Raw genomic sequence first — 20,587 nt, 5'->3', positions numbered from 1 at the left:
GTGCCGGCTCCTCAGTAACCCAGATAGGATTTGCGGATTTCTTCGTTGTTCGCGATGTCCTTGGCGTTGCCCGACATCACGATGCGTCCGGTCTCGATCACATAGGCCTGGTCGGCGAGCTCGAGCGCGAGCTGCGCGTTCTGCTCGACCACCAGGATCGACACCTTGTCCTCGCGATTGATCTTGCCGAGGATGCCGAACAGGTCGCGCACGACGAGCGGCGCCAGGCCGAAGGAGGGCTCGTCCAGCAGCATCAGCCGCGGCCGCAGCATCAGGGCGCGGGCGACCGCGAGCATCTGCTGTTCGCCGCCCGAAAGCGTGCCGGCCTGCTGGGTATGCCGCTGCTTGAGCACCGGGAAATGCGCATACATGCGCTCGATGTCGGAGATGATGCCGGCGCTGTCCTTGCGGGTGATAGCGCCGAGCTGGAGGTTTTCCTCCACCGTCATGGTGGTGAAGGTGCCGCGGCCCTGCGGCACATGGGCGATGCCGAACCGCACGATGCTCTCGGTGGAGCGGTTGTTCAGCGGCTTGCCGTCGAACTCGATGCCGCCGGTCGAGCGCACCATGTTGCAGATCGCGCGCAGCGTAGTGGTCTTGCCGGCGCCGTTGGCTCCCAGCAGCGTGGTCAGCGATCCCTCGCTGAGCGAGAAGGACAGGCCGTGGAGCGCCTGGACCTGGCCGTAATAGGCGCGCAGGTCCTTGACGTTGAGCAGCGTCGTCATTGGTCCTTGCTCCCGAGATAGGCCTTGATGACTTCGGGATCCGCCTGCACCTGGGCCGGCGTGCCTTCCGCGAGCTTCTTGCCGAAATTCAGTGCGACGACGTGGTCGGCGATCGACATCACGAGACCCATGTGATGCTCGACCAGGAGCACGGTCATGTGGCGGTCGTCGCGGATACGGCGGATGAGATCGCCGAGCGCGTAGACTTCCTCGTGGTTGAGACCGCCGGCGGGCTCGTCGAGCAGCAGGATCTTCGGATCGGCAGCGAGCGCGCGCGCCAGCTCGACGCGCTTCTGCGTGCCGAACGGCAGGCCGGACACGACGGTGTGGGCGACGTCCTCGAGGTCGAGATAGGCGAGGATCTCGTGCACCTTCTTGTTGACCTCGCTCTCGCTGCGGCGAATCCAGGCCAGACGCAGCGAGTCGCTGATGATGTCGCTGGAGGTGCGGGCATGGGTGCCGACGCGGACATTGTCCATCACGGAGAGGTTCGGAAACAGCGCCACGTTCTGGAAGGTGCGGCCGATGCCGATCTCAGCGATCCGGTGCGGCGGGCGCGTCAGGATGCTCGCGCCCTCCATCAGGATGTTGCCGGACGACGGCTGGTACAGCCGCGAGAGGCAGTTGAAGAGCGTAGTCTTGCCGGCGCCGTTGGGGCCGATCAAACCGAGGATCTGGCCCTTGTGCATGTCAAAGGACACACCGTTGAGCGCGACGATGCCGCCGAACACGACGCTGACGTCGCGAACCGCGAGCAGGGGCGATGTCCCCTGCGCGAGCTGTGCCTGCGTCATCTCGTCTCGCCCACTCTGTTCGGTGAGCGAAGGGGCGATGTGAACCGCTCCCGATGACGACAAAGGCTATCTGATCCCCTCGGCCACACGCGCAACTTTCCCTCCTGATTTCAGCTTTTTGCTGACGTCTTTTTTGGAATGCGGCATCAGACCCCCAAGTGCCGCTTCGATGTTCCTTACCATCGCAAGCAGACGCGGTCCAATGTCGTTGATCAATCGCTCTTCCGTGAAGCGGAATGCGGGCGCGCCGCAATTGAATGCGTAAGGACCGGTTCCGTCGTTGAGCCTGAGCGCGACGCCGGCGGCGCCGATGTCGTCGTGCCAGTCGCCGACCGAAATCGCAAATCCGTATTTCGCGACCGTCTCGCCGGAACGTTCCAGCCCGTCGCGCATCTTGGGCCAGCGGCTGCCGTAATGTTCGCGCAAGACACGAGACAGTTCCGCCCGATCGTTTTCCTCGAGCGCCCAGAAATAGGCGCGGCCCATCGCGCTGGTTGCAATCGGCACGCGGGAGCCGACGTCAAGTTGAACGCCGACCGTCTCGCTGCCGCGGCTTTGCCCGAAATAGATCATGCTGTGACGGTCGCGGCCGCCGACGGCAACGGCCCCTCCGGTCGCGCGCATCATTTCCTCGCGGAATGGTTCGGACAAATGCCGAACGCCGAGATTGGACAACGCGGCGTAGCCGAGCGCCATCGCGGCCGGCGCAAGCTGATATTTCTCGAAGCGGGGAACCGGCGTCAGATAGCCGAGCTTGGTCAACGTATAGGTCAGCCGCGAAACGGTCGGTTTGGGCAAATTGGTGCGGGCCGCGATTTCCTGATTGCCAAGAAGTCCGTCGCTGGGCTGGAATGCGCGCAATACGTCTAGTCCGCGGGAAAGCGCGACGACGAAATTCCGATCGGTCGCTGGCTTCTTTCCTGTACGCTTCATCCCTGATCTGCTTCTTGCGCGGAGTCGTTGACAAGCCACGTGCTTCAAAATAACCCTGCCGTCAAGATGCGGAATTAAATTCCGCAGTGCGAAATTGAACAAAAGTTACCCCACCAAGGAGGAACACCGTGAGCGAAGTGGTCAAGCTTGAGCGTCATGACGAAGTCGGGATCGTCACGGTCGACAGCCCTCCGGTGAATGCACTGAGCGCGGCGGTTCGCGGCGGAATTCTGGAGTGCATCAAGGCCGCGGTCGCCGATCCCGCAATTAAGGGCATCGTGCTGACCTGTGCCGGCCGCACCTTCATCGCGGGCGCCGACATCACCGAATTCGGCAAGCCGCCGAAGCCGCCCGCCCTCAACGACGTGCTTTCCGAGATCGAGAATTCGCCGAAGCCGGTCGTGGCCGCGATCCACGGCACCGCGCTCGGCGGCGGCCTCGAGGTCGCGCTCGCCTGTCATTTCCGCGTTGCGGTAAAGGAAGCCAAGCTCGGCCTGCCCGAGGTGAAACTCGGCCTGCTGCCGGGCGCCGGCGGCACCCAGCGCCTGCCGCGCGCGGTCGGACCGGAGCTTGCGGTCAAGATGATCGTCGGCGGCGATCCGATCGGCGCGGCGGAAGCGCTGAAGAACGGTCTGATCGAGGAGATCGTCGAGGGCCCGGCCGCCGGAGGCGAAGCCTTCGTACGAAAGCTGCTGGCTGAAAAGCGTCCGCTGCGCCGCCTGCGTGACGACGACTCCAAGATCGCGGCGGCCAAGGCCGACCGCTCGATCTTCACCAATGCGGTCGCCGCCATGACCAAGAAGTCGCGCGGCCTGGAAGCGCCGTTCGCGGCGGCCGACGCCGTCGGCTACGCCATCGACCTGCCGTTCGACGAAGGTCTGAAGAAGGAGCGCGAGGGCTTTCTGAAGCTCGTCGCCAGCGATCAGTCCAAGGCGCAGCGTTATGCCTTCTTCGCCGAGCGCGAGGCCAGCAAGATCGCCGGCGTTCCCGAAGGGACCAAGCCGCGGCCCGTGAACCGCGTCGCCATCCTCGGCGCCGGCACGATGGGCGGCGGCATCGCGATGTCCTTTGCCAATGCCGGCGTTCCCGTCACCCTGATCGAGACCGGCGAGGAGCAGCTCAAGCGCGGCATGGGCATCATGCAGAAGAACTGGGAAGCGACCGCGGCGCGCGGCGGTATCCCGGCCGATGCGCCCGCCAAGCGCATGGCGCTGATCAACGGCGTCGTGGGCATCGAGAACGTCGGCGATGCCGACCTCGTCATCGAAGCCGTGTTCGAGACCATGGCGGTGAAGAAGGAAGTGTTCGGCAAGCTCGATCAGTACGTCAAGCCGGGTGCCGTGCTCGCTTCCAACACCTCGTACCTGAACATCGACGAGATCGCGAAGTCGACCAAACGCCCGCAGGACGTGCTCGGCATGCACTTCTTCTCGCCCGCCAACGTCATGAAATTGTGCGAGATCGTGCGCGCCGACAAGACCGCGCCGGATGCGCTGGTGACGGCTGTCTCGATCGCGCGGAAGATCGCAAAAGTGCCGGCCGTGGTCGGCGTGTGCGACGGCTTTGTCGGCAACCGCATGCTGGCCCAGCGCGGCAAGCAGTCCGAAAAGCTGCTGTTCGAAGGCGCCTTGCCGCAGCAGGTCGATGCCGTGGTCACGAAATTCGGCATGCCCATGGGGCCGTTCGCGATGGGCGATCTCGCCGGCCTCGACATCGGCTGGCGCTCGCGCAAGGACCGCGGCATCAAGTCGGAGATCGCGGACGCGCTCTGCGAAGCCGGTCGCTTTGGCCAGAAGACCGGCAAGGGCTATTACAAATACGAAGCCGGCTCCCGCGCGGCGCTACCCGATCCCGAAGTCGAGAAGCTGATCGACGAGACGCTGCTTCGTTTGGGCCGCAAGAAGCGAATCGTCAGCGACGACGAGATCCTCGAGCGCATGATGTATCCGATGATCAACGAGGGCGCGAAAATCCTGGAGGAAGGCATTGCCGCGCGCCCGTCCGATATCGACGTGGTCTGGCTCTATGGCTATGGCTGGCCGATCTACCGCGGCGGCCCGATGTTCTGGGCCGACACCGTCGGCCTCAAGCACATCGCCGATCGTCTCTCCTACTATGCCAAGGAGACCAACGACCCCAGCCTCGAGCCCGCGCCACTGCTGAAGAAGCTGGCGGCAGAAGGCAAGACCTTCGCGTCACTCGCGGCGGGCTCGAAAGCAGCGTGATTGGATTGGGCTCGGTGACTGCGAACACCTTTGCCAAGGCAACGCTCTCTCCTTTCCCTCCCCCCTTGTGGGGGAGGGTCAGGGAGGGGGGTGGCCCCAGGCGAGGTCCAAGTTCGTGGCACCCCCTTCCCCAACCCTTCCCCACAAGGGGGAAGGGAGCCCGTCTGTCTATGCCCGCTTTACGTTTGCAGAGCATTGATCGTTAATGACCCATCCCGGCGAACAGTTTTATCCCGAGGGCGTGCGCTGGGACGACACCATCGTCCAGGGTTCGTTGCCTGACCTGCTGGCAAAAGCCGCGACCGAGTACGGCCCGCGCACCGCGCTGGAATTCCGCGATCGTCCGATCACCTACACCGAACTCGCCGCGATGGCGGAGCGTGCGGCGGCTGCATTCCTCCGCGCCGGCTGCAGCAAGAACAGCTCGGTGGCGCTGTTCCTCGGCAACACGCCCGATCATCCCGTCAATTTTTTCGGCGCGCTGAAGGCCGGCGCCCGCGTCGCGCATCTATCACCGCTCGACGGCGAGATCGCGCTGACCCACAAGGTCTCCGATTCCGGTTCGCGCCTGCTCGTCACCTCCAACCTCGCGGCACTGCTGCCGACCGCGCTGAAATTCCTGGAGAAGGGCCTGATCGACCGCCTGGTCGTCTGCGAGGACGACAATTGGGGCAAGATCGGCACGCCGCAGGCCGCGGTCCCCAATGATCCCCGCATCGTCACCTTCAAGACCTTCGTCGAGGGCGCTACCGGGCCGGCACAGTGGCCGTCGGTGACGGCGGACGACGTCGCGCTGCTGCAATATACCGGTGGCACCACCGGGCTGCCCAAGGGCGCGATGCTGACCCATGGCAATCTCACCTCGGCCGTGTCGATCTACGACGTCTGGGGCAAGCCGTCGCGCGCGACGCGCGGCGACGTCGTCGAGCGCGTGATCTGCGTGCTGCCGCTGTTCCACATCTATGCGCTCACCGTCGTGCTGCTGTCCTCGCTCAGGCGTGGCAATCTGATCTCGCTGCATCAGCGTTTTGACGTCGAAGCGGTGATGCGCGACATCGAAATCAAGCGCGCGACTTATTTTCCCGGCGTGCCGACGATGTGGATTGCGATCGCAGCCCTTCCCGATCTCGACAAGCGCGATTTCTCCTCGCTGGCGACGATCGGCTCCGGGGGCGCGCCGCTGCCCGTGGAGATCGCGAATTTCTTCGAGCGCAAGGTGGGCAAGAAGCTCCGCAGCGGCTGGGGCATGACCGAGACCTGTTCGCCTGGCACCGGCCATCCGCCCACAGGTCCCGAGAAGCCTGGCTCGATCGGACTGATGCTGCCCGGCATCGAACTCGACGTCGTTGCCCTGGACGATCCGACGAAGGTGCTGCCGCCGGGTGAAGTTGGCGAGATCCGCATCAAGGGCCCGAACGTCACCAAAGGCTACTGGAACAAGCCCGAGGGATCGGCCGAGGCCTTCGTCGATGGCCGCTTTCTCACCGGCGACATCGGCTATGTCGATAGCGACGGTTATTTCTTCCTGGTCGACCGCAAGAAGGACATGATCATCTCCGGCGGCTTCAACGTCTATCCGCAGATGATCGAGCAGGCGATCTACACCATACCAGGCGTGCACGAGGTGATCGTGCTCGGTATCCCCGACCAGTACCGCGGGGAGGCCGCCAAAGCCTTCATCAAGCTGAAGCCGGATGCAAAGCCGTTCTCGCTTGACGAGCTACGCGCGCAGCTCGCCGGCAAGCTCGGCAAGCACGAATTGCCGGCGGAGGTCGAATTCGTCGACGATCTGCCGCGCACGCCGGTCGGAAAGCTGTCGCGCCATGAGTTGCGCCAGCAGCAGAAACCATCACAATCGGCCCAATTTGCCACCCGACTTGCATCAGGAGATCGCTCTTGACCGACGCCGTCATCGTTTCCACCGCCCGCACCCCAATCGGGAAGGCCTATCGCGGCGCGCTCAACGCCACCGAGGGCGCAACCTTGCTCGGCCACGCCATCGGCGAAGCCGTCGCGCGTGCCAAGATCGATCCCAAGGAGGTCGAGGACGTTGTGATGGGCGCAGCCCTCCAACAGGGCGCGACCGGCGGCAACATCGCGCGCAAGGCGCTGCTCCGTGCTGGTCTCCCCGTCACCGTTTCCGGCACCACCATCGACCGGCAATGCGCCTCTGGCCTGCAGGCGATCGCGCTCGCCGCGCGTTCCGTGATCTTCGACGGCGTGGAGATCGCGGTCGGCGGTGGCGGCGAGTCCATCTCGCTGGTGCAGAACGACAAGATGAACGGCTTCCATGCGCAGGACCCGGCGCTGCTCAAGATCAAGGGCGAGGTCTATATGCCCATGATCGACACCGCCGAAATCGTCGCCAAGCGTTACGGCATCTCGCGCGAGAAGCAGGACGAATATTCGCTGGAAAGCCAGCGCCGCACCGCCGCGGCCCAGCAGGGCGGCAAGTTCAGGGACGAACTCGCGCCGATCACCACCAAAATGGCGGTGACCGATAAGGCGACCGGTGCAGTCTCGTTCAAGGACGTCACGCTGTCGCAGGACGAGGGCCCGCGCCCCGAGACCACCGCTGAAGGCCTCGCCGGCCTCAAGGCCGTGCGCGGCGAAGGATTCAGCGTCACCGCCGGCAATGCCAGCCAGCTTTCGGACGGGGCCAGCGCAAGCGTGATCATGAGCGACAAGGAAGCCGCGAAGCGCGGGCTCAACCCGCTCGGCATCTTCCGCGGCTTCGTCTCCGCCGGCTGCGAGCCGGACGAGATGGGCATCGGCCCGGTATTCGCCGTGCCGCGCCTGCTCAAGCGTCATGGCCTCACCGTCGACGACATCGGCCTGTGGGAGCTGAACGAAGCCTTCGCGGTGCAGGTGCTGTATTGCCGCGACAAGCTCGGCATCGACCCCGACAAGATTAACGTCGACGGCGGCGCGATCGCGGTCGGCCATCCCTACGGCATGTCGGGCGCGCGTCTGACCGGCCACGCCTTGATCGAAGGCCGCCGCCGCAAGGCGAAGTACGCGGTCGTCACCATGTGCGTCGGCGGCGGCATGGGCGCTGCGGGGCTTTTTGAGGTGTTGCAGTAGTTCTGGTCCAGTAACCGTCGTCCCGGCGAAAGCCGGGACCCATACTCCGCAGCAGGAGTGTGGTGCACGAACAACAATGGCCTTCGCAAACCAACGAAGGCCGGTGGTAATGGGTCCTGGCTTTCGCCAGGACGACGAGGAAACAGGAGGATCCGATGGATCTCGCATTCACGAAAGAAGAACAGGCGTTTCGCGAGGAAGTGCGGTCATTCTTCCGCGACAACGTGCCGCCGGATACGCGGCGCAAGCTGGTCGAGGGCCGCCACCTCTCGAAGGACGAGATGGTGACGTGGTGGCGCATCCTCAACAAGAAGGGGTGGGGCGTCAGCCACTGGCCCAAGCAATATGGCGGCACCGGCTGGACCTCCGTGCAGCACTACATCTTCAACGAGGAGCTGCAGTCCTATCCGGCGCCGCAGCCGCTCGCCTTCGGCGTCAGCATGGTCGGTCCCGTCATCTACACCTTCGGCAATGAAGAGCAGAAGAAGCAGTATCTGCCCCGCATCGCCAATGTCGACGATTGGTGGTGCCAGGGCTTCTCCGAGCCCGGCTCCGGCTCCGACCTCGCTTCGCTGAAGACGAAAGCCGAACGCAAGGGCGACAAGTGGATCATCAACGGCCAGAAGACCTGGACGACGCTCGCCCAGCACGCCGACATGATCTTCTGCCTGTGCCGCACCGATGCGACCGCCAAGAAGCAGATGGGCATCTCCTTCATCGTGTTCTCGATGAAGTCCAAGGGCGTCACCGTGCGCCCGATCCAGACCATCGACGGCGGCGTCGAAGTCAACGAGGTCTTCTTCGACGACGTCGAAGTGCCCTACGAGAACCTGATCGGCGAGGAGAACAAGGGCTGGGACTACGCGAAATTCCTGCTCGGCAATGAGCGCACCGGCATCGCCCGGGTCGGCGTCTCCAAGGAACGGCTGCGCCGCATCCGCGATCTCGCCTCCAAGGTCGAATCCGGCGGCAAGCCGATCATCCAGGACGCGGCCTTCCGCGACAAGCTGGCGGCCTGCGAAATCGAGCTCAAGGCGCTCGAGCTGACGCAGCTCCGCGTCGTCGCCGACGAAGGCAAGCATGGCAAGGGCAAGCCCAATCCGGCTTCCTCCGTGCTGAAGATCAAGGGCTCCGAGATTCAGCAGACCACCACCGAGCTGCTGATGGAAGTGATCGGCCCGTTCGCAGCACCCTATGACGTGCACGGCGACGACGGCTCGAACGAAGCCATGGACTGGACCGCCCAGATCGCGCCGAGCTATTTCAACAACCGCAAGGTCTCGATCTACGGCGGCTCCAACGAGATCCAGCGCAACATCATCGCCAAGGCGGTGCTGGGGCTTTGATCCTACACTATCAACACGCACTCACCGTCATGGCCGGGCTTGACCCGGCCATCCACGCCTAGCGCTACGAAGAACGTGGATGCCCGGCACAAGGCCGGGCATGACGAAATCGATACCGGAGAGCAAAGAACATGGATTTTGATCTGAACGAGGAGCAACGGCTTCTCAAGGAAAGCATCGACGGCCTCTTGACCGATTCCTACGATTTCGAGAGTCGCAAGAAGTACATGAAGGAGAAGGGCGGCTGGAGCCGGACCGTCTGGGGCAAGCTCGCCGAGCAGGGCCTGCTCGGTCTGCCCTTCGCGGAGGCCGATGGCGGCTTCGGCGGCGGCGGCGTCGAGACCATGATCGTGATGGAAGCGCTCGGCAAGGCACTAGTGCTCGAGCCGTATCTCGCCACCGTCGTGATCGGCGGCGGCTTCCTGCGCCATGCGGGCAGCGATGCGCAGAAGGCCGCGCATGTGCCGGGCATCGTCGACGGCAGCAAGACGCTCGCCTTTGCCCAGCTCGAGAAGAACTCGCGCTACGATCTCTTCGACGTCACGACGACGGCGAAGAAGAAGGGCGACGGTTGGGTCATCGACGGCGAGAAGTTCGTCGTGCTCAACGGCGAGAACGCAGACACCCTCATCGTGACCGCGCGCACCAAGGGCGAGCGCCGCGACAAGAGCGGCATCGGCGTGTTCCTGGTGCCGGCCGATGCCAAGGGCGTCGCCAAGAAGTCGTACCCGACCCAGGACGGCCTGCACGCCGCCGACATCACCTTCACCGGTGTCGAGGTCGGTGCCGATGCGGCGCTCGGCAATCCCGACGATTCGCTCGCGCTGATCGAGCGTGTGGTCGACGAAGCCCGCATCGCGCTCTGCGCCGAAGCGGTCGGCCTGATGGACGAGTCGCTGAAGACCACGGTCGAGTACATCAAGACGCGCAAGCAGTTCGGTGTCGCGATCGGCTCGTTCCAGTCGCTGCAGCACCGCGCCTCCGACATGTTCGTCGCCGCCGAGCAGGCGCGATCGATGTCGATGTTCGCGACCATGGCTGCCGATTTCGAGGACGCCAAGGAGCGCAGCAACGCCGTTGCCGCGGCCAAGGTGCAGATCGGCAAGTCGCTAAAGTTCGTGGGACAGCAGGCGATCCAGCTCCACGGCGGCATCGGCATGACCATGGAGGCGAAGATCGGCCATTACTTCAAGCGCCTGACCATGATCGAGAACTCGTTCGGCGACACCGACTACCACCAGCGCCGCGTGGCGGACGGTGGCGGGTTGATCTAGTGCCGGATCGCGAGGCGGCAGCCGCATAAAGATCGTCATGCCCGGGCTTGTCCCGGGCATCCACGTCTTGGCGGCGAGACAAAGGCGTGGATGGCCGGGACAAGCCCGGCCATGACGATGAAGCAAGCGAGCTGAATCAGAAGAGGGAGCAACAACAATGAAAAACACCCCGTTCGATCTCACCGGCAAGGTCGCCGTGGTCACCGGCTCCAGCCGCGGCATCGGCCGCTCCTCCGCCGAACTGCTCGCAAAGCTCGGCGCCAAAGTGGTGGTCTCCTCGCGCAAGGCGGACGCCTGCCAGGAGGTCGCCGACGGCATCAAGGCGGCCGGTGGCGAGGCCGCCGTCATCCCCTGCAACATCGCGCGCAAGCAAGAGGTCGAGGCGCTGATCGCGGGTGCGACCAAGCACTATGGCAAGATCGACATCCTCGTCTGCAACGCCGCGGTGAACCCGTATTACGGCCCGCTGCTCGACATCACCGACGAGGCCTTCGACAAGATCATGGGCAGCAACGTCAAGAGCAACATCTGGCTCTCCGCGCTGGCGATCCCGCAAATGGCCGAGCGCGGCAACGGCTCCGTCGTCATCATCTCCTCGATCGGCGGCCTGCGCGGCTCGACCGTGATAGGCGCCTACGGCATTTCGAAAGCCGCCGACTTCGCATTGTGCCGTTCGCTCGCCGGCGAATGGGGCCCGAAAGGCGTCCGCGTCAATTGCATCGCGCCCGGCCTCGTCAAGACCGATTTCGCCCGTGCGCTGTGGGAAGACGAAGCGAATCTGAAACGCCGCACCGCCACCACCCCGCTCCGCCGCATCGGCGAGCCCGACGAAATCGCAGGCGCAGTCGCCTACCTCGCCTCCGATGCGTCGAGCTTCATGACCGGACAGACCATCGTCATCGACGGCGGCGTGACGACGGCGGCGCCGTAGTCGCCGGTCCTCTGCTACGGGCGGCGCTCGGCCAAGGTGCGTTCGATGGCGCTTTCGATGGCGCGTACGACGATCAGGGCCGAACGTTCGTCGAGGTGCACGCCGTCGTCCCAACGCAGCTCGCGTCGCGGCGGATCGATCGGCAGCCAAAGCGCGCGATCCGGGAAAGCTTCGTCGACGATCTCGTTGGTGATCCGGACCATGCGGGAGCCTTCGATTTCCGGCGCAAAGGGAACATGGATCAGAAACGCGCGGGTGCCGCGCCGCTGGAGCTCGTCAATGAGCTGCCTGATGCGAACCACATTCGCGCGTACCGGCACGGTCGGGTCAGCTTCGTTCATCTGCTCCAGCGCACGGTCGAGATAGACCTTGTTGTCGAACGTGCCCGGCGGCTGGCTGAGCAGGCGATCCCGCTCGGCGCGCGCCCGGGCGGGATCAGGTTCACCGTGTTTCCACGTCTCATAGCCCGCGATCGCTGTTCGCACCGGGCGCAACAGCAGCGCTTCCGTGCGCGCGCCGCCGGAAAATTTCTCGATCAGCGCGCTGTCCGACTCGCGCGTCAGGACATTCGTCTCGATCAGCACAATCTTCGGCGGGTTCGGCCGGTTCGCGACGATCTCGAGACCTGTCACCGGCGAGCCGCCCGCCAACGAAAGATTGCGGACGCGCGGCGGCGAGAAATACTCCTCCTTGAGACGCCAGGCGACCGAACTGCCGACCAGCACGACTTCAGGCGTGGGATCCTGCACATAGCGGTTCAGGCTGACGAGGCTGCCGCCGCGGGTCGTGACCGCCGGCTGCTGCAGGGCCGAGCCGAAGCGCGCCGTGGTGAAGGCGCAGGCCAGCAGCAGCGCGGTTGCAGCAGCAGCGCACTTGACCAGCCATGAAAGCGTCACATCCTGCGGCATGTCAGAACTGGAAGTAGATGAAAGTGCTGTCGGGCCCCGCTTCGAGACAGGCAAGCGCTGCGAGCGCGCCATAGAGATAGGGCTCCCATCGCCGCAACCGGCCTTCGATCAGCGCGCCGATGCCCGCATGCTGGATGATAACAGGCAAGGCATAGAGCAAAGCCAGATTGGTGAACAGTTTTGGCGGATTGGGCGCGTCCGTCGCCATGAACATTCCCTTGAGATAGCTGAGCGCGTGGTCGAAGTTCGGCAGCTTGAAGAAGATCCAGAGCATCGTGACGCAGAAGAAGACGATGCCCATCCGGATCACCCGCACCGCGGGGCTTCCATCGCCCATGAGTTTCAGGAACGGTCGTTCGATCACGAGCAAGATCCCGTGCGCCATGCCCCACAGAGCGTAGCTCAGGCTGGCACCATGCCAGAGTCCGCCAAGCGTCATCACGATCATCAGGTTGAGACAGGTTCGTCCCGGTCCATGACGGTTGCCGCCGAGCGGAATGTACAAATAGGTCCTGAGCCAGCTCGACAACGAGATGTGCCAACGCGTCCAAAACTCAGAGAATGAGGTCGAGATGTAGGGCAGGTTGAAGTTCACGGGCAGGCGATAGCCGAACAGCAGGCCGAGGCCGAGCGCAATCGCCGAGTAGCCGAAGAAATCGGCGTAGATCTGGTAGCTGTAGAGGAACACCAGCAGCCAGCGATCCTGCGTGCGCAGCGTCTCGTAGAGCGGGAAGTCCATGTAGGACGTCATCTCGTTGAGATTGTTCGCCACATACAGCTTGAAAAAATAGCCGACCAGGATCCACTTCGCGGCCTCGACGAAGGCGACGTCACCCAGCCGCTTGGGAATGATCTGCGGCATGAACTGGGCCGCGCGCGTGATCGGGCCGGACACGAGCTGCGGGAAGAAGATGATGTAGAGGAACACCTCGCGCAAGCGGACGGTGCGTTTCTCGCGCGTCAGGTCGACCAACAGGCTGATGTTGTGGAACGCGAAGAACGAGATTCCGATCGGCAGCGGCAGTCGCAGCAGGAAGTCGATCGGCGCGACGCCCGTGAGTGTGGTCGCGGCGGCGTCGACGAACAGGAACTTGTATTTGAAGAACGCGAGCAGGCCGAGATTGAAGACGATGCCGGCCGGCATCCAGAAAGTTCGATTCTCGAACGCCAGCACCAGGCAGACATAGGTGCCGAGGACCGCGACAAGCAGCAGCGGCAGCAACTCGGGCTGGCCGAAGCCATAGAAGAACACGCTTGCGAGGACGAGCAGCGGGATCTGGAAGCCGCGCAGCGAAGGCAGGTAATAGACGCCGAACACGATCGCGACGAAGATGCCGAACTGAAAAGAAGTGAAGGTCATGCCGCCCCATTTGCCCGCCCCGGCATGTAGCATTTTCGCATTCTCTGTCCTAGCCCCTCCACATGCGTGTGGTCCGCCCCGACGAGCGCGGCGGGCTTGACCTTCCGCCTCCAATCCGCTCCCTTTGGCGCGACACAATGATCCCTCACGGGACAAAGCCAAGAAAACGCCAAAGACAACGCCAAGGTTTGCTTCCATGTCTTTCGTCCTCGCCATCGACCAGGGCACCACCTCCTCGCGCGCGATCGTGTTTCGCGGCGACATATCCATTGCGGCGAAGGCGCAAGCCGAGTTTCCGCAGCATTTCCCCGCCTCGGGCTGGGTCGAGCACGAGCCCGAGGACATCTGGACCTCGACCGTGACCGTCTGCCGCGACGCGATCGCGCAGGCCGGCATCAGCGCAAAGGACATCGGCGCGATCGGGATCACCAACCAGCGCGAGACCACCGTGGTGTGGGACCGCGCCACCGGGCAGGCCGTGCACCGCGCCATCGTCTGGCAGGACCGCCGCACCGCCGACATCTGCGCGAAACTGAAAGCCGACGGCCGCGAGCCCGTGATCTCGCAAAAGACCGGCCTGATCATCGATCCCTATTTCTCCGGCACCAAGGTCGCCTGGATTCTCGACCACGTCCCCGGCGCACGCGCGCGCGCCGCCCGCGGCGAATTGATGTTCGGCACCGTCGATTGCTACCTGCTGTGGCGCCTCACCGGCGGCAAGGTCCACGCCACCGACGCCACCAACGCCTCGCGCACGCTGCTGTTCAATATCCACACCGGGCAGTGGGACGACGAGCTGCTGGAGATCATCGGCGTGCCGCGCTCGATGCTCCCGGAGGTGAAGGATTCCTCCGCCCGCTTCGGCGAGAGCACGCCGGACCTGTTCGGCGGCGCGATTGCGATCTCCGGCATCGCCGGCGACCAGCAGGCCGCGACCATCGGTCAGGCCTGCTTCCGTCCGGGCATGATGAAGTCGACCTACGGCACCGGCTGCTTTGCGTTGCTCAACACCGGCACCACGCCCGTGGCTTCGAAGAACAAGCTGCTCACCACCATCGCCTACCAGCTCGGCGGCAAACGCACCTACGCGCTCGAAGGCTCGATCTTCGTTGCGGGTAGCGCGGTGCAATGGCTGCGCGACGGTCTCGGCATCATCAAGCACGCCGCCGAGACCGGACCTCTCGCCGATCAGTCGGATTCGATGCAGAGCGTCTATCTCGTCCCGGCCTTCGTCGGCATGGGCGCGCCGTACTGGAATCCGCGCGTGCGCGGCGCCCTGTTCGGCCTCACCCGCAACACCGGCCCGGCCGAGCTTGCCCACGCCGCGCTGGAAAGCGTCTGCTACCAGACTTTCGACCTCTGGGCCGCGATGCGCGCGGACTGGCCGAGCTCGGAAACCGCCAGCGTCGTGCTGCGCGTCGACGGCGGCATGACCGCGTCTGACTGGACCATGCAGCGCCTCGCCGACCTGCTCGACGCGCCCGTCGACCGCCCTGTGATCCAGGAGACGACGGCGCTGGGCGCCGCCTATCTCGCCGGCCTCCAGGCCGGCGTCTATCCCGAGCCGACCAAATTCGCCGACAACTGGCGGCTGGAGCATCGCTTCAAGCCGAACATGAGCCAGGCCACAAGGGAGCGGAAGCTGGCGGGCTGGGCGAGGGCGGTGAAGGGCGTGCTCGCGAGCGATGAGGGCGAGGGGTAGCTTAGTCGTCCCGGCCTAGTGCGCAATTGCGCACGGGGGGCCGGGACCCATACCGCGAGGTCTATCGATTGCGGCTAGTGCCAATCCCGAACGACCAATCTGCGCCAAACCACTCCCTGTGGTTATGGGTCCCGGCCTTCGCCGGGACGACATAGAATGCGTAAGTCGCACTCCGCGCTACAGGAACGCAATGATCCTCCCCGACGGTTATTCCGACATTCCCCCCGGCAAGATCGCTGCCGTCGTCACCCATCTGGAGATGACCGCACCTCCCGCGCGCCGCGACGACCCGAGAGGCGCATGGACCCTGCGCAAGGTCGATAACCCCGCGCTTCATTGGTATCGCGACCTCCATCGCCGCGTCGGCGAGGAGTGGTTGTGGTTTTCGCGGGCGCGCATGAACGATGCCGAGCTCGCCGCAATCATCCGGGCACCAGGGATCGAAGTCTACGCCCTGGTCGTGGACGGCCACGATGAAGGCCTGCTGGAGCTGGACTTCAGCGAGGCCGGCCAATGTGAACTCGTGTATTTCGGTGTCACCGCAAAACTGATCGGCAGCGGTGCCGCCCGCTTTATGATGAACCGTGCACTTGAGATCGCATGGTCACGCGAGCTGTCCCGCGTCTGGGTGCACACCTGCACCTTCGATCATCCGTCCGCCGTTGCATTCTACCAGCGCTCCGGCTTCCGCCCGTTCCGCCGCCAGATCGAGATTGCCGACGATCCGCGCCTCGATGGCGCCGCGCCGCGAACGGCGGCGAAGCATGTGCCGATCATCGGCTAGTGCGCAGCTGCCTCCCCACCGTCATTGCGAGGAGCCCTTGCGACGAAGCAATCCAGACTGTTTCCGTGGAAAGATACTGGATGCTTCGCTGCGCTCGCAATGACGGAGTGCCGGCACCGCGAAGCTCGCTAGCTGTTGAAATTGACTGCCGTGGTGTTGGCGCCGCAGACCAGCACCGCGACCCGCTCGCCGGGTAAGGCACGATAGCGACCCGAGAGCAAGGCGGCAAAGGCGGCCGCGCCACCAGGCTCGGCCACCAGGCGCAGGCTCGACCACAATGCCGCCTGCGCCTGCCTGATCGCATCGTCGGTGACCAGCACGACCTTTTCGACGTGGGCCCGCGCAATCGGAAACATCAATTGTCCGACACGTCGCGGGGCGAGACTATCGGCGGCGATGCCACCCGCGGGCGCATCGATCGGCGCGCCCGCCGCGAAGGCGGCGTGAAGCGTTGGCGATTGCTCCGGCTCGACCGCGACGATGCGCGTCCTGCCGGCACTCCAGGCTGCCATACCACCGATCAGGCCGCCGCCGCCGACTGCTACCAGCACCGTGTCGATGCCCGCTGCATCCTGCTCCAGCTCGATTCCGACGCTGCCCTGACCGAGCAAGGTCTCGACCTGGTCGTAAGCATGCACCGCCATGGCGCCGGTCTGCGCGACATGGGTTTCGCTCGCGGCGAGCGCGTCGGCATAGCGGCTGCCCGCGACCATGAGCTGCGCGCCGTAGCCTTTGATACGCTCGGCCTTGGCCGGCGAGGTGATGTCGGGCACGAAGATCGTGGCGGGAACGCCGAGCCGCTTGCGCCGCATAAGCCACCGCGGCGCCGTGATTGCCGCCCGATGCGGCGACGACACCGGCCTCCGGCACCTGCCGCAACAGCAGGTTGGCGAAGGCGCCCCGCGCCTTGAACGATCCGGAATGCTGCAACAGCTCGAGCTTGAAAATGACGGGTGAAGCCGGCAGGCCAAAATCGGCGAGATCGGCCTCAACGAGCGGCGTGCGCCGGATGTGCGGGCGGATGACGGCCTCGGTCGCCGCGATCCGCTCCCGATTGATGTCCATTGTTGCTGTCATGATGCCGTCCTTGATAGCGCATCCGGGAGACGCTGTCGCGGCGCCGTTGCATCCGGCGCAATGCTCCACTTCCATGATTTTGCTTGCGCTACTGCGGCCTTGCCGTGGAAACTGATCGGCCCTGCCTCGTCCAAAGCCAGAAGAGCGCATAACCATGTTCCTGATCGGCCAATATGATTCCCCCTTCGTTCGCCGCGTCGCGATTGCGCTGCGGCTTTACCGCCTCGCCTTCGAGCACCGGCCGTGGTCGACCTTCGGCGACGCTGACAAGATCGCGCCCCATAATCCGCTGCGGCGCGTGCCGACCTTGGTGCTCGACGACGGCGAGGCGCTGATCGAGAGCACGGTCATCCTCGATTATCTCGACGAATTGGTAGGGCCGGAGAAGGCGATGCTGCCGCGCTCCGGCGCCGAGCGCCGGCGCCATTTGCGCATCTGCGCGCTCGCCTCCGGTCTCGGCGACAAGTCGGTGAGCCTGCTCTACGAGCGCGTGCTGCGGAAGGAGCAGCTCACGCTGTGGGTCGAGCGCTGCCAGGCGCAGATCGCGGACGTGCTGAAAGCGCTGGAGGCCGAGCGCGCCAAGGTCGCCGCGCCGTACTGGCTGGGTGACCGCATCGGCCATGCCGACGTTGTGGTCGCCTGCGTCGTCCGCTTCACCCGCGAGGCGCATCCGCAATTGTTCGAGCCGTCGCGGTATCCGGCTCTGTCGGCGCACGCCGACGCTTGCGAGGCGATGGCGCCGTTCCAGGAGATCGTGCAACCGCTGGCTCCGCCGAAGGGGTGAATCCGCTTGCATGCGGGCGGCGGCGCTGACCGAATGGAAAGCTTGCGCGCCAAGGTCGTCATTGCGAGGAGCGAAGCGACGAAGCAATCCAGTCTGTCGACAGCCGAGAGAGTCTGGATTGCTTCGCTTTGCTCGCAATGACGGAGAGTGTGGCGCCGCCTTTGCACTCGATCGACAGACGACGCGTCGCGGCGCCGCTACGCGAACCCGACCTTGATCAGGATCGTCAGGAAAAGGCCGCCTACGACCGCGCAGACCGCAGCACCGATCAGCGGCCCCAGCGCGCCTTTCCGGCTTGCGGGCTCCAGCACGGCCTGCCCTGGCCGGTCAGGATCGTAATAGACCTGGACGCTCTTCCCGGGCCGATATTTCGCCGCGGCCTTTTCGGCGACCTCGCGCAGGCCGGAGATCATGGTGCCGTTCCAATCGACTTCGGTGCCGATGAAGTCGCGCTTGCCGACCCTGTAGGCGTAGCGCAGGGCGACCTGATAGCGGTGGACGAGCTTTGACGTCGTCGGTCGATTGTCGTGCTCGGTCTTCTCTTCGATGATTTCCTCGATCACGTCGCAATGGATGACCCTGCCCGACGCGGTCGGCCAGCGCAGGCTGGCGCTCGCCAGCCGGCGCGTCCGGACATAATCGGCGGCGAGGAACACCCCGCCCACGAGCACGATGATCGGCACCGCGAACGCGAATAGCGGGACGCCCTTGGCGGCGTAGAGCACGTGGCCTGCGAACGAATGCGCGGTCAGGGTGGCGGCGATGATGCCGAACACCATTGTGAACGCCACCAGCGCTGCGACGTTCTGGGCGGCGGCGGGCTCCAGCAGCGCCTCGGTCGGTTGCTTCGGATCGACATGGACGTCGACATGGGCACCGACCGGATATCGTCCGGTCAGTTTTGCGGCCAGGACCCTTGTCGTGATGACGGTGCCGCCGACAAAGACCTTGTCGCCTTCCAGCTCCTGGCCGCCGGCCTGATAGCGATAGCGGATGATGGGCTTGGCGTCATTCCGATCGTCCGAGCCGTGTGCCGCCGGCTGGTCAATCCGGGAAACCGTGATGATGCCCTCCACTCTGTCCCAGCTCCGCGCCGCGACCATCCGGCCCCGCATGCGGATCAGATTGAACAGCGTCAATCCAAACAGCAGCACGGCGACGCCGGCGGCAATCTGGGTCCACATCAATTGTTGGGCATTCAGCATCCGATTCCCCTGCGCTTCGGCGGCGACCGCCATTGGTCGCAGCCAACGCGCGTTGCGTTCATGGCAGGGGGCACGAGGAGATCCTATCTCCTCGTGCAGGGCTTGATCTCGCCCGAGGCAGAGTGCATCACGATCGGATTTGGCGACAGTCTGATGCCAAAGAACAATTGGGAGCCGGAGACCTTGTCGTTCGCCCCCTCATGGATATCCAGATCGAGCTTCGTCGCGATCTCGGATGTCAGTTTGGCCCGCTCCTCCATCGAAATCGTATTCTGATATTTGATCTCGTAGACGACGTCGGCCTCCAGCACGGAGCGCGTCTGGCACACGACGGCGCCGCTCGAAACGTTCTGGGTGACCGCGTCCTCACACTCGGCCTTGAGCAAGGCGTTGCGGGCAGAGATCAGCGACTCGTCGGATATCAGCAGAATGTTGGCGTTCTCGAGCTTGAGGTTGACGGCCTCGACCTGCTGCATTCCGGCGACAGCCGACAGCTTGTCCCTGACCTGGGCCGACACGTCGAGCTTTTTCTCAAGCGACTGCTTCAGGTCCCGGTCGACGGTCCGCGATTTCTGGATCTTGCCGGTCAGCAGCGTTGGATCGACCTCGCAAGTCGGATGCAGCTCCAGCCGGCCGTTGCTGAGATACTCGATCGTGTTGATCGTGCCGGGGCCGCCGAACGTGCTTGGCGGCACCACCTCGAAATATCCGGTCTCGGAGAGGATGGCCGTGATGGTTTGCTTCTTTCGCGGGAAGCCGACAAAGACCGCGACCATCACGAGGCCGATCGCGACAAAGACCCCGCTACCGAGCCAAAGCCATTTGCGGCTTGCTACTTTCCCGGGCAGCACAACTGATTTTTCTCGCCGCATGGCACATAGCCTTTCGGACAGTCCGCCGCGGCAATCGTGGGCAGCACGACGAGAGCGATCGCGGCGACGAACGGTGCAATGAACTGCTTCATATGTTCGCTCCCAAGCAAATCGTCGGTTGAAGGTAGTAGGCCTAGAGAGTATCGAACCAAGGTTGAGCGGACAAGTGAACGAGTTCACAAGCGGCAGATTCTTGCGAGGGTGCATCTGCAGCGGTTCGATGTGTTGCGTCGTTCCGGTACAGGCTGAGCATTTGCTGCACCAATGTCGTCCTGGCGAAAGTCAGGACCCAATACCCCCACCGGGTCATTTGGCGAAGATTGGTCGTTCGGTATTGCCAGCGATCGTCATCGATGAATCACGCGGTGTGGGTCTTGGCCTTCGCCAGGCCGACACCGAACGGACGACACCGAACGTGTGGCACGCGCCCATGATCGCGACAGCGAGGCAGCGAGTGTCAAACGGGCGCAGTCGGCGATCATGCATTCATACAGGTGTTTTGCCCGACGCCGCAAGCCATTTCGGCAATACCGAAAATAATCAAGCCTTTTCAACCCCATGCCTACTGTGCATGGGGTTGATT

Annotated in this window: 17 protein-coding genes and 1 pseudogene; 9 read left to right on the top strand and 9 right to left on the bottom strand. The window is 64.3% G+C overall.

Annotated elements, in window-relative coordinates:
- Positions 1-11 precede the first annotated feature (11 nt).
- The 3 genes from GWG67_RS26540 to GWG67_RS26530 all read right to left on the bottom strand — a co-directional run bounded on the left by GWG67_RS26540 (position 12) and on the right by GWG67_RS26530 (position 2,452).
- Positions 12-725 (bottom strand): ABC transporter ATP-binding protein, encoded by a 714-nt coding sequence (locus GWG67_RS26540; protein ID WP_275172321.1) that lies wholly within the window; start codon positions 723-725, stop codon positions 12-14.
- A complete protein-coding gene (locus tag GWG67_RS26535) occupies positions 722-1,519 on the bottom strand; it encodes an ABC transporter ATP-binding protein (protein ID WP_275172320.1) in 798 nt (265 codons plus the stop codon). The genes GWG67_RS26540 and GWG67_RS26535 overlap by 4 nt, the downstream gene beginning before the upstream one ends.
- Positions 1,520-1,585: 66 nt before the next feature.
- Complete coding sequence (locus tag GWG67_RS26530; protein WP_199198222.1) at positions 1,586-2,452, bottom strand: IclR family transcriptional regulator; 867 nt, start codon at positions 2,450-2,452, stop codon at positions 1,586-1,588.
- 128 nt (positions 2,453-2,580) lie between these two features.
- Between GWG67_RS26530 and GWG67_RS26525 the strand changes: the two genes are divergently transcribed.
- The 6 genes from GWG67_RS26525 (at position 2,581) to GWG67_RS26500 (ending at position 11,312) form a co-directional block, all read left to right on the top strand.
- Entirely contained in the window at positions 2,581-4,677 is a 2,097-nt protein-coding gene (locus GWG67_RS26525; RefSeq protein ID WP_275172319.1) for a 3-hydroxyacyl-CoA dehydrogenase NAD-binding domain-containing protein, read from the top strand.
- Positions 4,678-4,882: 205 nt separating this feature from the next.
- Positions 4,883-6,577 carry a dicarboxylate--CoA ligase PimA gene (gene pimA, locus GWG67_RS26520; protein WP_275172318.1) on the top strand — a complete coding sequence of 565 codons (1,695 nt, stop codon included), beginning with the start codon at positions 4,883-4,885 and terminating at the stop codon, positions 6,575-6,577.
- Positions 6,574-7,761: an acetyl-CoA C-acyltransferase gene (locus tag GWG67_RS26515; protein WP_275172317.1), complete on the top strand. Its 1,188-nt coding sequence runs from the start codon at positions 6,574-6,576 to the stop codon at positions 7,759-7,761. Before pimA ends, GWG67_RS26515 begins: the two co-directional genes overlap by 4 nt.
- A 155-nt stretch (positions 7,762-7,916) precedes the next feature.
- A complete protein-coding gene (gene pimC / locus GWG67_RS26510) occupies positions 7,917-9,107 on the top strand; it encodes a pimeloyl-CoA dehydrogenase large subunit (protein ID WP_275172316.1) in 1,191 nt (396 codons plus the stop codon).
- A gap of 131 nt (positions 9,108-9,238) precedes the next feature.
- Positions 9,239-10,381 carry a pimeloyl-CoA dehydrogenase small subunit gene (pimD, locus tag GWG67_RS26505; protein ID WP_275172315.1) on the top strand — a complete coding sequence of 381 codons (1,143 nt, stop codon included), beginning with the start codon at positions 9,239-9,241 and terminating at the stop codon, positions 10,379-10,381.
- Positions 10,382-10,538: 157 nt separating this feature from the next.
- The gene (locus GWG67_RS26500) at positions 10,539-11,312 is read left to right on the top strand and encodes an SDR family NAD(P)-dependent oxidoreductase (RefSeq protein WP_275172314.1); all 774 of its coding nucleotides are present in this window, start codon (positions 10,539-10,541) and stop codon (positions 11,310-11,312) included.
- A 14-nt stretch (positions 11,313-11,326) separates the two neighbouring features.
- Here the strand turns inward: GWG67_RS26500 and GWG67_RS26495 are convergent, their stop codons facing one another.
- Complete coding sequence (locus GWG67_RS26495; RefSeq protein WP_275172313.1) at positions 11,327-12,220, bottom strand: hypothetical protein; 894 nt, start codon at positions 12,218-12,220, stop codon at positions 11,327-11,329.
- A gap of 1 nt (position 12,221) precedes the next feature.
- Positions 12,222-13,580: an MBOAT family protein gene (locus GWG67_RS26490; RefSeq protein WP_275172312.1), complete on the bottom strand. Its 1,359-nt coding sequence runs from the start codon at positions 13,578-13,580 to the stop codon at positions 12,222-12,224.
- A 196-nt stretch (positions 13,581-13,776) separates the two neighbouring features.
- Between GWG67_RS26490 and glpK the strand changes: the two genes are divergently transcribed.
- The gene (gene glpK / locus GWG67_RS26485; protein ID WP_275172311.1) at positions 13,777-15,282 is read left to right on the top strand and encodes a glycerol kinase GlpK; all 1,506 of its coding nucleotides are present in this window, start codon (positions 13,777-13,779) and stop codon (positions 15,280-15,282) included.
- Positions 15,283-15,472: 190 nt separating this feature from the next.
- Complete coding sequence (locus tag GWG67_RS26480) at positions 15,473-16,066, top strand: N-acetyltransferase (protein ID WP_275172310.1); 594 nt, start codon at positions 15,473-15,475, stop codon at positions 16,064-16,066.
- A 128-nt stretch (positions 16,067-16,194) separates the two neighbouring features.
- Here the strand turns inward: GWG67_RS26480 and GWG67_RS26475 are convergent.
- Positions 16,195-17,143, bottom strand: a pseudogene (locus GWG67_RS26475) (threonine/serine dehydratase).
- Between the two features lie 154 nt (positions 17,144-17,297).
- Between GWG67_RS26475 and GWG67_RS26470 the strand changes: the two are divergent.
- Entirely contained in the window at positions 17,298-17,927 is a 630-nt protein-coding gene (locus GWG67_RS26470) for a glutathione S-transferase family protein (RefSeq protein ID WP_275172309.1), read from the top strand.
- Between the two features lie 197 nt (positions 17,928-18,124).
- On the opposite strand, the gene GWG67_RS26465 is transcribed toward GWG67_RS26470, so the two are convergent.
- The 3 genes from GWG67_RS26465 to GWG67_RS26455 form a co-directional block, all read right to left on the bottom strand.
- The gene (locus GWG67_RS26465) at positions 18,125-19,132 is read right to left on the bottom strand and encodes a DUF3592 domain-containing protein (RefSeq protein ID WP_275172308.1); all 1,008 of its coding nucleotides are present in this window, start codon (positions 19,130-19,132) and stop codon (positions 18,125-18,127) included.
- 83 nt (positions 19,133-19,215) lie between these two features.
- The gene (locus GWG67_RS26460) at positions 19,216-19,983 is read right to left on the bottom strand and encodes a hypothetical protein (protein ID WP_275172307.1); all 768 of its coding nucleotides are present in this window, start codon (positions 19,981-19,983) and stop codon (positions 19,216-19,218) included.
- Positions 19,965-20,096 carry a hypothetical protein gene (locus GWG67_RS26455; protein ID WP_256379063.1) on the bottom strand — a complete coding sequence of 44 codons (132 nt, stop codon included), beginning with the start codon at positions 20,094-20,096 and terminating at the stop codon, positions 19,965-19,967. Before GWG67_RS26455 ends, GWG67_RS26460 begins: the two co-directional genes overlap by 19 nt.
- Between the last annotated feature and the right edge of the window lie 491 nt (positions 20,097-20,587).

It is taken from the genome of Bradyrhizobium sp. CSS354 (genome assembly GCF_029051725.1).
Lineage (GTDB): Bacteria > Pseudomonadota > Alphaproteobacteria > Rhizobiales > Xanthobacteraceae > Bradyrhizobium.
This window is presented reverse-complemented; position numbering and strand designations above follow the sequence as displayed.